Source organism: Ralstonia sp. UBA689, assembly GCF_002298975.1.
Classification (GTDB): Bacteria; Pseudomonadota; Gammaproteobacteria; order Burkholderiales; family Burkholderiaceae; genus Ralstonia.
Map to the genome: position 1 here is coordinate 247,344 of NZ_DBMV01000033.1, position 11,748 is coordinate 259,091.

Below are 11,748 nucleotides of genomic sequence, written 5' to 3' on the forward strand. Positions count from 1 at the left end.
CATCCGTGCGTCAAACAATGACCGGCTTTTCTTTTTGATCAACAGACAGGAAAAAATACAAAATGGATCGCCGCCAGTTCTTGAAGTGGGGGAGTTTTGTCACCGTATCGGTCGCCACCACTACCAGCCTTGCCGGCTGCGGCGGGAGCGATGCGTCCGCCCCGGCATCTGCTCAGCCTGGCAATACCGGCAACATCAGTTTTCTGCATGGCGTGGCATCGGGCGATCCCAAACCGGACAGCGTGATGCTGTGGACGCGCGTGGAGGGCGGCGACGGCAGCCAGCCCGTGGCCGTTCGGCTGCAGGTTTCCACGCAGGCGGATTTCTCCACGCTGGTCGTCGACAACACGCTGAGCGCCCTGCCTGATTGGGATTACACGCTACGCAACAAGGTCACGGGGCTGGCGGCTGCCACGACCTACTATTACCGCTTCATCGTGGGAGACAAGACCAGCCCGGTCGGCCGCACGCGCACCGCGCCGGCACCGGGCACGCCGCTGTCGCAATTGAAGTTCGCGTTCATCACCTGCCAGGATTGGAGCGTTAACCACTGGGCCGGCATTGAAGAACTGGCGGCGCAGGATCTGGATTTCATCGTGCATCTTGGCGACTACATCTACGAGACCGTGGGTGCGGCTTTCCAGACCGGCAATGTCGAGGCCGCTCACCCTCAGCTGAAGCTCCCGGACGGCACGCTGCGCGCCGACGGTGCCAGCTATGCCACGACCGTCCGCGACTACCGCTACCTGTACAAGTCATACCGCACCGATCCGCGCCTGCAGGCCTTGCACGCCCGCTTCCCGATGATCGCCATCTGGGACGACCACGAGTTCTCCGACGACTGCTGGCAGGACCGCCAGAACTACAACGCCACTGACGACCTCACGCCGCGCACCGCTCGCCGCCGCGCGGCCAACCAGGCATGGTTCGAGTTCATGCCGGCCGATGTCAGCATCGACCTCTCTAACCCGTCGTTCCAGAACATCCAGATCTATCGCGCGTTTACGTTCGGCAACCTGGCCACGCTGGTGATGACGGACGAGCGCCTTTACCGTGCCGACCATATGATTCCCGAGCAGCCGGTCGGCAGTGAAATCGGCAGCCGCTACTTCGTGCCCAAGGCCACGCTGGCCGCCGTGGAGGGCCAGAAGATGGCGGCTGCGGGTGGCGCGCTGACGCCGGTTTCGATCCTCGGCGACACTCAGCGCCAGTGGTGGCAGGACCAGATGCGCAACGCCACCACCACCTGGAAGCTGTGGGGCAACGAGGTCTCGCTGCTGCGCATGCAGATCGACGCCACCCTGGCCATCGCCAGCCTGCTTGCCGCCGGGCTGGTGCAGGCCAACGCCGCGCTCGCGCCGCTACAAGGCGCCATGACGACGGCGCTGGTCACCGATCTGACCACGGCTGTGGGCAACGGCTCCTATCCCACACCGGCCTATGCTGCGCTCAAGACGGTGCTGGCGCCGGCGGGCATTTCCGGGGCGGCCTTCGATGCCGGCATCGCGCCGCTGCTGAACGCGCAGTTGCCGCCGGCGGCGCTGCTCGGCCAGTTCATTCTCAATGCAGACCAGTGGGACGGCTACAACGCCGAGCGCAAGAACCTGATGGGTTTCCTGAAAACGCAGAACATCGCCAATGTGGTGGGCTTGACCGGCGACATCCATGCGTTCTTTGCCGGCCCGGTCATGGATGATTACGACGCCGCCAGCCCCGCCCCGGTGATGGTCGACCTGGTGACGGCGGGGCTGTCGAGCAACTCGTTCTTCAGCTACTTCCGCAACGTGGTGGACAGCAACCCGGCCTTTGCCGCCGCCAAGCCGCTGGTCTACACCACGCAGAACGGCGCGGTCGTCAACACCTTCAACGGCACGCTCAAGGCGTTCAACCCCTGGTTGCGCTACGTGGATAGCGACGCTCAGGGCTATGCGGTCGTCACGCTGACGCCGTCCAAGCTGAGCTGCAGCTTCAACAAGGTCAAGCTGCTGGCGGCCGGCGCCGCGCCTGCGCAACCAGCCACAGCCAGCAGTCAGGTGGTGGAGGTACAGGCAGGCGTGGTAGCCGCTACGCTGGTCTAGACGCAGCAGGGGGGGCATTGCCGCGCAAATTGAAGAGCCCTGCCGCGATATGGAAGCAGCGTTCAGGGCCGGCGATTTCAAGCGGGGCGCGCTGGCTGGTATCGAGGCGATTGGTGGGCTGCTCAGCCAGCATTTCCCAGCCTAGCAAGGGGGCGCCCGAGAGTTGCCCGCCAGGCCGGTCATTGTTGGAAGTGGGGCGGCGCAGCGATAGACGACGGCGGGTATCGGGTACCTCCCTATCCTTCCTCGGAGACGGGCCGGGGAAGATCCGCGCCATCGCACGCCCCAACCGCCGGTGGCTGCCTATGCGGATTGGCGTGCCGCGTCAGCCCTGCAGATTTGGTTACACATCAACCGTCAACGGGGCCCAGAGTGCTCCCGTTGAGGGAGAAGACGCGTCTGATGCCGCACGGGAAAAAGAGCCCCCGTGTTGTGTGCACCAGATGTTGTCCATTCTTTGGAGAAGAAAAATGAATCTTCGTCGTGTCAGTTCTGCTTTGATTACCGTTGGCCTGATCTCTGTTGCCACCGCTGCCTGCGCACAGGTGCCGCCCCCGGTGCAAAACATCAACCCGCATCACCACCCAAATCTCGCCGCCGCGCAGCAACACATTGGCGAAGCGTACAACTTCATCTCGGCCGCGCAGCGAGCAAATCAAAACCAACTTGGCGGCCACGCAGATCGGGCCAAGCAGTTGCTGGATCAAGCCAGCGCTGAACTGAAGGCGGCCGCGTTGACCGCAAATGCCGAAGGCCGCTAACGACAGCAAGCAACTGCCGCCCCTGCTGCGGCGTGCCTCGCAATACAGCGAGTGCTGCGTCGTTGCATGAGGGCGGCGGTGCGTTTTCGGGCCGGCGGTTGATGGCTGGGTTCTGAACGGATTCCCGCTTGCGCGCCAAACGGGCTGGGGCCTAAGTTACAGCCCTCTACCGGTCAGGTCGCCGCTCGGCGCCTGGGTCGTCCATTGGGCTCTGCGATAATTCGCCACACTCCTTCCCCAAGCGTTTCGCTCCCCCATGGTTGTCCGCCCCCATCTGCACTGGTTCCGCATGCTTCTCGCATGGCGCGGTTCGGTGCTGCCGCAGCTTCTGCCGCGCCTGTTCCTCATCTTCGTGATCTCGCTGGCCGCCATGGCGGTGCATGCGCATTGGCTGCCCATTACCGTCAACCTGAGCACGACGCCGTTCTCGCTGGTGGGCATTGCGCTGGCGGTGTTCCTGGGTTTTCGCAACAACGCCAGTTACGACCGCTATTGGGAGGCGCGCAAGCTCTGGGGCCAGTTGCTCAACGTTGCGCGCGGGCTCACGCGCCAGGCGCTTACACTGCCGCGCAATGCGGTGCCTGCGGACGAACTGCATGAGTTCACGCAGGTGCTGGGCGCGCTGCCGCATGCGCTGCGCCACCAGTTGCGCCGCACCGATGCGCGTAAGGATCTGGCCGCCCGCCTGCCCGCGCCGCTGTTCAATCGCGTGATGGCCTCGCGCTACCCGACGACCACGCTCATGCTGTGGCTGGGGGAGTGGGTGCAGCGTCGCGCGCAATCGGGCGCGCTGGATGCGGTTGGCGTGCTGGCGTTTGATCGCAACCTGACCGAGCTGACCAACCTCATTGGCGGGTGTGAGCGCATTGCCAATACGCCGCTGCCGTTTGCGTACTCCGTGATGATCCACCGCACGGTGTATTTCTTCTGTGCGGCGCTGCCCTTCGGGCTGGTGGAGAGCATCGGCAATTTCACGCCGGTGTTTGCGGTGTTTGTGGCGTACACCTTCATGGCACTCGAGGCCATTGCGGCGCAAATTGAAGAGCCCTTCGGCACCGAAGACAACGACCTTGCCCTCAGCGCCATGTCCGCCACCATTGAAGACGCCGTGCGCGACCTGCTGGGCCAGCCGAGCCTGGCCAACGGCACGGCGGAGCGGGAATGCATTCTCGATTGAGGGGCGGTGGCGTTGGCCCTGCGGCGTTTAAGCGTCGCTAACAAAACCCAGCGCAGCGGTCCTGGCCAGGCGTGCCGACGTAGACAGTACTGGAGTCCGGCCAGGAGGCACAACGACGCCAGGAGGGTTTTGTTGGCGACGCTAAGCCGATAGGGCCAAGGGCAAGTGCCAGTGTGCCCAGGCGGGTGGGCTGGTGTGTTCGGCGGCGCGCACGGCCTCGGTGTTTGCCGCCGTCAGCACGTTGAGTTCGACGCCGAACAGGCTGGCGCAGGTTGTATTCAACGCGCGCACGGTTCGCAGGCCGGCCCGCCGGGCGAGCGTCTGCATTGTTTCCGTTTGGGCCGCTGCGTCGGCGTCCAGCGCGGCCAGCCGATACAGCGCCCATGCGGCGCGTTGTTCGCGCACCAGCGCATGCAGCGCTTCGCCTTCTGCAAACAGCCGGGCACGCACCTGCCGTGGGCAGGCCTGCCAAAGCTCACTCAACAAGGCTGCATTCCAGGCCTGGGCCGGGTGCTCGAACACCAGCCCAGCCAGCGCGCGTGCCCACGGCTTGTCATGCTGAATGGCCGCCATGCGCGGGCAGCCGTCGTCGGGCACGGCCGTGAACGTGATGGCGCAGGGCTGCCACATCGTGCCCGGCACGTCACAACCAAAATGCGCGAAGGCGGGCACAACAAACGGGTCACCCGGGCGCACCTCGCGCCGGCCGTTGGCGTCGCGCATGCAGGCGGTGCCCTGCTCGGCCTGCACGCGCACCGCAAACGGAAAGCGCAGGCGCGAGAGTCGAACGTGGGCGCGGCTGATGAGTGGCATGGGGTGAATTGCGGCGGGCGGGCAAACGGGCAGATGGCCGGCTACTGTCGCAGAATTCTATGTCTGCCCGCAACAAGGGCAATGTCGCTCCGGCGACAGTGTCTTGCGCGGCCTCAAAGCTCCGATAGGCCAAAGAGCCGCAACCGCTCCAGATCCGTCACACGAATCGTCTGGTACGACTGCGTGATCAGGCCCGCATCGGCCAGCCGCCCCAGTGCCCGGTTCACCCGCTGGCGCGACAGGCCGGTCAGCAGCCCGATCTCTTCCTGTGACAGCTCCAGCACCGCACTCGTGCGCGGGTACAGGGCCGGGTGGAACAACTGCGCAATCGCTTGCGCCACGCGCGCATCGGCGCTCAGCAGCCGGTCGTTCTGCACGGTGGCAATGAACTGCCCCATGCGCTCGTTGAGCTGGCGCACCACAAAGCTGGCAAACGGCAGGCTCTGCGCCAGCAGGGTGTTGAACACGGGCTCGGGCACCAGCAGCACGCGCGAGGTGCGGATGGCAATCACGTCATAGCGCCGGTCTTCACGCTTGATGACGCTGCCCTCGCCGCACCAGCCGCCTTCGGGCACGCCCGAGAACGTGCAGCCGCGCCCGTCTGACGTGTACACGGCCAGCTTGATGAGCCCGCTGTCTACCCCGATCCAGTAGCGCGAGGGTTCGCCGCGCCGGGCGATGAACGCGCCGGGCTCGTATTCCTGCAGCAGGGTTTCGCGCGCGGCCAGCGCCTGGTGTTCGGGCGCCAGCGCGGTAAACCACGCGTGGCCTTTCAACTGCGTGGCGGCCGTCTGGGCGTGGGGTGCGGTCATGGCAAGGGTGTGCACACAATCAAGAAAGTGGCGGGGGCGCGTGGGGCTCTGCCGCCGCTTTGTAAGAATCCTGTCAGCCTTGGCTGGCGCGGGTTTCCGGGCGGTTTGTCATCCAGGTGACAGAGTGCGGGAGCTGCCCGATGATAGCTTTGCCCAACAAAAAGCAACAGCGCCCGGCGCACGGAGACACAGCAATGCCCACCGATTTTGATAGCGGTCTGGCCCGCAACGCGGCCAACTTCGTCCCGCTCACCCCGATTGAGTTCCTCGCCCGCGCGGCGGAGGTCTATGGCGACCGCCTGGCCATCGTGCATGGCCCGGTGCGCCAGAACTGGCGCGACACCTACACCCGCGCCCGCCGAATGGCCAGCGCGCTGTCGCTGGCCGGTGTTGGCCGGGGCGACACGGTGGCCGCGCTGCTGCCCAATACGCCGGCCATGGTGGAGGCGCATTTTGGGGTGCCGATGGCGGGTGCGGTGCTCAACGCACTCAACATCCGCCTGGATGCCGCCAACCTCGTCTTCATGCTGCGCCATGGCGAGGCCCGCGTGCTGCTGGCCGACACCGAGTTTGCAGACCTGGCCCGCCAGATGGCGCTGGAGATTCCGGGCTTGAAGGTGATTGCCGTGAACGATGCGCTGGGGCCCGAGGCGGCGCCCTTTGGCGACACCGATTACGAATCCTTCCTGGCCTCGGGCGATCCGCACTACGCCTGGCAACTGCCCGCCGACGAGTGGGATGCCATTGCGCTCAACTACACCTCGGGCACCACGGGTGATCCGAAAGGCGTGGTCTACCACCATCGCGGCGCGACCATCAACGCGGTGTCCAACATCCTGGAGTGGGATCTGCCCAAGCACCCGGTCTATCTCTGGACGCTGCCGATGTTCCACTGCAACGGCTGGTGCTTCCCCTGGACGATCGCGGCGCGCGCGGGCGTCAATGTCTGCCTGCGCAAGTTCGAGCCCAAGCTGGTGTTCGACCTGATGCGCGATGAAGGCGTGACGCACTACTGCGCGGCGCCCATCGTGCACACGGCACTGGTGAACGCGCCGCCGTCGTGGCGTGAAGGCCTGCGCGGGCCCGTGCGCGGCATGGTGGCCGGTGCGCCGCCGCCGGCCGCCGTGCTGGCGCAGATGGAGGCCATGGGTTTTGAGTTGACGCACGTCTACGGCCTGACCGAGGTGTACGGCCCCGCCGCCGTCTGTGCGGAACAGGATGAGTGGCGCACGCTGCCCGAGCACGAGCGCGCCACCATGAAGGCGCGCCAGGGCGTGCGCTATCACCTGCAATCGCAGGTGGCGGTGCTCGACCCGGAAACCATGCAGCTCGTGCCGGCCGATGGCGAGACCATTGGCGAGATCATGTTCCGCGGCAACATCTGCATGAAGGGTTACCTCAAGAACGAAAAGGCCACGCGCGAGGCCTTTGCCGGCGGCTGGTTCCACACCGGTGATCTGGGCGTCTGCATGCCCGACGGCTACATCAAGATCAAAGACCGCAGCAAAGACATCATCATCTCGGGCGGCGAGAACATCTCCAGCGTGGAGGTGGAAGACGCGCTGTATCGCCACCCCGCCGTGCTGGCTGCCGCCGTGGTCGCCCAGCCGGATGCCAAGTGGGGCGAAACACCGTGCGCGTTCGTTGAACTCAAAGACGGCGCCACCGCCACCGCAGAAGACCTGATCGCGCACTGCAAGACGCTGCTGGCGGGCTTCAAGGTGCCCAAGGCGGTGTTCTTCGGCCCGCTGCCCAAGACATCGACGGGCAAGATCCAGAAGTACGAACTGCGCCGCAAGGTGAATTCGACTTCGGCCATCGACGTGTGAGGTCAGGCACCGCTGCGGTGCCTGACCAAGTCCCTCAATCACGAAGCCCCTCGCCTATGCAGAGGGGCTCCGGGCGGGCGCCTGACCAACCTGGTCAACAGGCCATAGGGCACCGCCACGGTCGCCATGCCGCGCGGGATGTTGCCCGTGTTGGCCGTCCCGCCCGTTACCGCCGTCAGCATGCTCGTGGTGGCATCGATGCTGTACGCCACGACGGTGTTGTCGACGCCGTTCACCACGTAGGCGAACGTGCCCGCCGGGTCGATGGTGAGCGACAGCGGCCCGGCCCCAACCGGCACCGCCGTGCCGATGGCCGTGGGCATGCCGGTGCTCAAGTCCAGCGTGAAGGCGGAGAGGGTGCCGTCGTTGGAGTTGAACGCGTAGCCGAACAGCGGCCGCAGCGTGCACGTCACGGCACTGTTGGTCACGTTGGCCGTGCCCGCCGTGCCGCTGCCGTTGGTGACGGTGCAGTTCTCCCCCGAAGGCCGCGTGCCCACCGTGGCGGCATAGGGTGCGCCTTGCGCCAATGCCGTTGGAAACTGGAAGCTGCCGTCTGCATTCACGGCGACGGCATCGCCGCCGTTGTTCAGCAGCGTGACGGATTTGCCCGTGGCCAAGCCGGTCACGGTGCCGCCCACAGAGTAGGTGGGGGCGGGCGCAGGCGTTGGCGCGGGCAGCGGTTGTGCTGGTGTGCGGCTGGTGCTGTCCGCTTGGGCGATCAAAAGCTCGGCCATGGCTCCCCCCGTTCTGAATTCGCGTCGCTTCGCGTTTTCCCGAGAGATAGAAACCCGCACCCACACGCCGACATAGGCCAACTGATCGACAAAGCCCTCCGCTGCATGGACGCAAACATGCGGTACACGCCCCTTGCAGGCGTTTGGCGTGATACTGGCACTTCTCCGCCGCTCACTTCAGCCCGTCATGTCCAACGCCATCGTCATTCGCAAGCTCACGTCGGCTGATGCAGCCGATTACCGTGCCATCCGCCTGGCTGCACTGGGAAGCGCGCCCGAGGCGTTCTGCGCCACCTACGCGGCGGAGGCGGAGCTTCCGATGGAGGCCTTCGCTGAACGGTTGGCCACGTCCACGGTATTGGGTGCCTTTGACGGTGCGCACATCGTTGGCATGGCGGGCTTCAAGCGGCAGTCCGGTGCCAAGCACGCGCACAAGGGTTTCGTGTGGGGCTTCTATGTGGCGCCCGATGTGCGGGGGCGCGGTGTGGGGGTGGCGCTGATGGATGGCATTGTGGCGGTCGCCACGGGCGTGGTGGAGCAGATCACGCTCTCTGTGGTGCACACCAACGCGGCGGCGCTTGCGCTGTACCAGCGCTGCGGCTTCGCACCCTATGGTGTCGAGCCACGCGCCATCAAGTCTGCTGAGGGCTATGCCGACGAAGTGCTGATGGTGCGTTTCCTGCCGGTGTGAGGGGGTAAGCGCGGCGCCGGCGTGAGCACGCGGGCGCCGCTTTGCAGGCAGACCGATCGCCTTAGGCAGCGGCGCTGTACGGCGCCTTCAACGGCACCGGGTTGCGCAGGCTCACGTTCAGCAGGTTCCAACTGTTGATGGTGACGATCACGAAGCTCAGCTCGGCGATCTCTTCATCGCTGAAGTGCGCACGCAGCTTGGCGAATTCCTCATCGCCGGTATCGCTGTGCGGCGTGTTGGTGACCAGCTCGGCCCATCGCAGCGCGGCGCGTTCGCGCTCGGTAAAGAACGGCGCCTCGCGCCAGCCGGCCACGGCGTTCAGGTGGCGCGGGTCTTCGCCCATCTTGATGAGGTCGCTCCAGTGCATGTCGATGCAGAAGGCGCAACCGTTGATCTGCGACACGCGCAGCAGAACGAGATCGACCAACTTGGCGCCCAGCAGGTCGCGGCGCAGGCCGTTCGACAGGTTCAGCAGGTTGTTGAAGGCCTTCGGGGCGGCTTGGTAGTAGGCAATGCGAGGGGCTTGCGACATGAGAGGCTCCTTGAGGTTGGATTGGATACCTGGAGCGGTCGCTGTCTTCTCTCTGGCGTCGCTCCATACCCTAAAGACGCCTCACTCGGCCGGGTTGTGACAGGTCCGGCCGAAATGCTTTGTTTTTCTCTCAGGCCGTGATGTGCGCCAGCTTGTCCGGGTTGCGCACCACGTAGATGGCGACGATGCGGCCGTTCTCGATGACGAACGACTGCGCCGATTCCAGCTTGTCGTCCACGTAGCGCAGCAGGCCCGGCTCGCCGTTGACCAGGGCGTGCTGATAGCGGACGTTGCCCATGGCCTGGACCAGTTCGCAGTAGATCTTGGTGATCTGGTTGGCGTCCTGGATGATGCGCGTGAACGATGGCACCTTGCCGCCCCCGTCGCCCACCAGATGTGCATCGTCGGCCAGCAGCGCGCGGATGGCCTCGCGCTGGCCGGTGCGGGAGGCTTCGGCAAAGCGTTCGAGCAGGTCGCGATGCGCATCTGCGGAGACATCAAAACGCGGGCGCTCCTGCTGCACACGGTCAGATGCGCGGTGCACCATCTGCCGGCATGCGGCCTCGGTCTTGCCCAGCAGCGCGGCAATCTCCGAATAATCCTGGTCGAACACCTGGCGCATCAGGAAGGCCGCGCGCTCTTCGGGCGAGAGGCGTTCCAGCACCCACAGCAGTGCCATCGACAGGTCGCCTGCCAGTTCCACGGCTGACTCGGGTGTGGGGGTGCTGGACTCCACCTCCACCAGCGGCTCGGGCAGCCACCAGCCTACGTAGGCTTCGCGCTCGGTCTTGGCAGCGCGCAGACGGTCGATCGACAGGCGAGTGACGACGGTCACGAGCCAGGCCTCGGCCGATTGCAGGGCAGATTGATCGGTCTGGTGCCAGCGCATCCAGGCGTCCTGCAGCACGTCTTCGGCATCGGCGCGGGTGCCGAGCATGCGATAGGCAATGGCAAACAGGCGGGGCCGGGCGGCGCTGAAAGCCGTGTCTTGGCTGTCGGTACGGGTGGAGGTTGTCATGGCGTCATGTGTCGTCCAGGGAAGCTACTCCCTAGACGGGCGGGCACGGGCGGTTGTGACAGGGCTTGATGTTATGCCGTTACCCGGTATCCGGGCTGCCCGAATCGTCACCGGCTTCGCCACCGGGCTGGACAGCACCAGTGAGGTCGTGACCGAGCCATGTACGGCCAGGCTATCGACCACACGCTCCAGATCGCCCGGCTCGGCAATTGCGCAGCGCACGATGAAGCAGTGTTGCCCGGTCACGCGGCTGGCTTCCAGCACCTCGGGCATGTCTTCAAACAGCTTGAGATATTTGCGGATGTGCGCGTGCGTGGTCTCGATGTGGATGTAAGCCTGCAGCCCGATGCCGACGCGGCGCAGGTTCACGCGCGCGCCGTAGCCTTCGATCACGCCGGCGTCTTCCAGCTTGCGCACGCGCTCGCTCATGGCCGGCTGCGACAGGCCGATGCGCTTGCCGAGCGCCGCCAGGCTCTGGCGGGCATCGGTCTGCAGGGCTTCGAGGATCAGCCAGTCTTTCTTGTCGAGGGGCATGGCGGGGCGGGCTCGGATGGCGGGAGGATGTGACCGATGATTCATCGGTCGAAAGCCCTGATTTTGGATGGAAACGACTTAGACGCGCCAGCGTGGCTGCTTATCATGGGTATCCCGTTACCGAAGCTGGCCACGTTGCCCAGGAGCCCCCATGAAGCTGATCGGCATGCTTGATTCACCCTATGTCCGCCGTACCGCCATTTCGCTCAAGCTGCTCGGCCTGCCGTTCGAGCATGCGTCGGTGTCGGTCTTCCGGCATTTCGACCAGTTTCGTGAGATCAATCCGGTGGTGAAGGCGCCCACGCTGGTGTGCGACGACGGCACGTTGCTGATCGATTCCACGCTCATCATCGACTATGCAGAGGCCGTGACCGGGCGCAGCCTGATGCCGGCAGCGTTGCCCGCGCGCCAGCAGGCGCTGCGTGTGATCGGCCTGGCGCTGGCTGCGTGCGAGAAGGCGGTGCAGATCGTCTATGAGCACAACCTGCGCCCGACCGAGAAGGTGCATGCGCCGTGGGTCGACCGCGTGCAGAGCCAACTGCTGGCGGCAGTCGACGCGCTGGAAGCCGAGTTGAAGGCGGCGCCGTTGCCTGCCGATGCCAGCGCGCTCACGCAGGCGGGCGTGACCACCGCCGTGGCCTGGGGCTTCATCCAGTTGATGGTGCCGGACCGCGTACCGGCAGCGGATTACCCGGGCCTGGTGGCGTTTTCGGCGGCGGCGGAGCAGCTTGCTGCATTCCGCGAGTGGCCGATCGATGCGGCTTGATGG

At 65.5% G+C, this 11,748-nt stretch carries 11 protein-coding genes and 1 pseudogene; 6 read left to right on the forward strand and 6 right to left on the reverse strand.

The window, feature by feature from the left end; all coding sequences use genetic code 11:
• Positions 1 to 62 precede the first annotated feature (62 nt).
• The 3 genes from B4F51_RS15690 (at position 63) to B4F51_RS15700 (ending at position 4,016) form a co-directional block, all read left to right on the forward strand.
• Positions 63 to 2,078 (forward strand): alkaline phosphatase D family protein, encoded by a 2,016-nt coding sequence (locus B4F51_RS15690; protein WP_296226975.1) that lies wholly within the window; start codon positions 63 to 65, stop codon positions 2,076 to 2,078.
• Positions 2,079 to 2,521: 443 nt separating this feature from the next.
• Positions 2,522 to 2,839 carry a hypothetical protein gene (locus B4F51_RS15695; RefSeq protein ID WP_296226976.1) on the forward strand — a complete coding sequence of 106 codons (318 nt, stop codon included), beginning with the start codon at positions 2,522 to 2,524 and terminating at the stop codon, positions 2,837 to 2,839.
• A gap of 256 nt (positions 2,840 to 3,095) precedes the next feature.
• Positions 3,096 to 4,016, forward strand: a complete 921-nt coding sequence (locus B4F51_RS15700) for a bestrophin family protein (RefSeq protein ID WP_296226977.1) — start codon at positions 3,096 to 3,098, stop codon at positions 4,014 to 4,016.
• A 141-nt stretch (positions 4,017 to 4,157) separates the two neighbouring features.
• Here the strand turns inward: B4F51_RS15700 and B4F51_RS15705 are convergent, their stop codons facing one another.
• Entirely contained in the window at positions 4,158 to 4,829 is a 672-nt protein-coding gene (locus B4F51_RS15705) for an AraC family transcriptional regulator (RefSeq protein ID WP_296226979.1), read from the reverse strand.
• Positions 4,830 to 4,942: 113 nt separating this feature from the next.
• On the reverse strand, positions 4,943 to 5,641 hold the full coding sequence (locus B4F51_RS15710) for a Crp/Fnr family transcriptional regulator (protein WP_296226982.1): 699 nt from the start codon (positions 5,639 to 5,641) through the stop codon (positions 4,943 to 4,945).
• A gap of 194 nt (positions 5,642 to 5,835) precedes the next feature.
• Here B4F51_RS15710 and B4F51_RS15715 point away from each other — a divergent pair, with 194 nt between their 5' ends.
• Positions 5,836 to 7,470, forward strand: a complete 1,635-nt coding sequence (locus B4F51_RS15715; RefSeq protein WP_296226983.1) for an acyl-CoA synthetase — start codon at positions 5,836 to 5,838, stop codon at positions 7,468 to 7,470.
• 122 nt (positions 7,471 to 7,592) lie between these two features.
• On the opposite strand, the pseudogene B4F51_RS15720 reads toward B4F51_RS15715, so the two are convergent.
• Positions 7,593 to 8,150 (reverse strand): annotated as a pseudogene (locus B4F51_RS15720) (beta-propeller fold lactonase family protein); the annotation flags it as partial.
• A gap of 241 nt (positions 8,151 to 8,391) precedes the next feature.
• Between B4F51_RS15720 and B4F51_RS15725 the strand changes: the two are divergent.
• Complete coding sequence (locus tag B4F51_RS15725) at positions 8,392 to 8,895, forward strand: GNAT family N-acetyltransferase (protein ID WP_296226987.1); 504 nt, start codon at positions 8,392 to 8,394, stop codon at positions 8,893 to 8,895.
• A 61-nt stretch (positions 8,896 to 8,956) separates the two neighbouring features.
• On the opposite strand, the gene B4F51_RS15730 is transcribed toward B4F51_RS15725, so the two are convergent.
• The 3 genes from B4F51_RS15730 to B4F51_RS15740 form a co-directional block, all read right to left on the reverse strand.
• On the reverse strand, positions 8,957 to 9,427 hold the full coding sequence (locus B4F51_RS15730) for a carboxymuconolactone decarboxylase family protein (RefSeq protein ID WP_296226988.1): 471 nt from the start codon (positions 9,425 to 9,427) through the stop codon (positions 8,957 to 8,959).
• A gap of 130 nt (positions 9,428 to 9,557) precedes the next feature.
• Positions 9,558 to 10,445, reverse strand: coding sequence for an RNA polymerase sigma-70 factor (locus B4F51_RS15735; RefSeq protein ID WP_296226990.1), 888 nt, complete (start codon positions 10,443 to 10,445; stop codon positions 9,558 to 9,560).
• 24 nt (positions 10,446 to 10,469) lie between these two features.
• Positions 10,470 to 10,979 (reverse strand): Lrp/AsnC family transcriptional regulator, encoded by a 510-nt coding sequence (locus B4F51_RS15740; protein ID WP_296226992.1) that lies wholly within the window; start codon positions 10,977 to 10,979, stop codon positions 10,470 to 10,472.
• Positions 10,980 to 11,130: 151 nt separating this feature from the next.
• Between B4F51_RS15740 and B4F51_RS15745 the strand changes: the two genes are divergently transcribed.
• Positions 11,131 to 11,745 carry a glutathione S-transferase gene (locus B4F51_RS15745; protein ID WP_296226994.1) on the forward strand — a complete coding sequence of 205 codons (615 nt, stop codon included), beginning with the start codon at positions 11,131 to 11,133 and terminating at the stop codon, positions 11,743 to 11,745.
• Positions 11,746 to 11,748: the final 3 nt, after the last annotated feature.

What these genes read in the sequence shown, in the direction of transcription:
- B4F51_RS15690 (WP_296226975.1), top strand. Translation starts at nt 63, where the DNA reads ATGGATCGCCGCCAGTTCTTGAAGTGGGGGAGTTTTGTCACCGTATCG.
- B4F51_RS15730 (WP_296226988.1), bottom strand. Translation starts at nt 9,427, where the DNA reads ATGTCGCAAGCCCCTCGCATTGCCTACTACCAAGCCGCCCCGAAGGCC.
- B4F51_RS15705 (WP_296226979.1), bottom strand. Translation starts at nt 4,829, where the DNA reads ATGCCACTCATCAGCCGCGCCCACGTTCGACTCTCGCGCCTGCGCTTT.
- B4F51_RS15735 (WP_296226990.1), bottom strand. Translation starts at nt 10,445, where the DNA reads ATGACAACCTCCACCCGTACCGACAGCCAAGACACGGCTTTCAGCGCC.
- B4F51_RS15745 (WP_296226994.1), top strand. Translation starts at nt 11,131, where the DNA reads ATGAAGCTGATCGGCATGCTTGATTCACCCTATGTCCGCCGTACCGCC.
- B4F51_RS15695 (WP_296226976.1), top strand. Translation starts at nt 2,522, where the DNA reads ATGTTGTCCATTCTTTGGAGAAGAAAAATGAATCTTCGTCGTGTCAGT.
- B4F51_RS15710 (WP_296226982.1), bottom strand. Translation starts at nt 5,641, where the DNA reads ATGACCGCACCCCACGCCCAGACGGCCGCCACGCAGTTGAAAGGCCAC.
- B4F51_RS15725 (WP_296226987.1), top strand. Translation starts at nt 8,392, where the DNA reads ATGTCCAACGCCATCGTCATTCGCAAGCTCACGTCGGCTGATGCAGCC.
- B4F51_RS15740 (WP_296226992.1), bottom strand. Translation starts at nt 10,979, where the DNA reads ATGCCCCTCGACAAGAAAGACTGGCTGATCCTCGAAGCCCTGCAGACC.
- B4F51_RS15715 (WP_296226983.1), top strand. Translation starts at nt 5,836, where the DNA reads ATGCCCACCGATTTTGATAGCGGTCTGGCCCGCAACGCGGCCAACTTC.
- B4F51_RS15700 (WP_296226977.1), top strand. Translation starts at nt 3,096, where the DNA reads ATGGTTGTCCGCCCCCATCTGCACTGGTTCCGCATGCTTCTCGCATGG.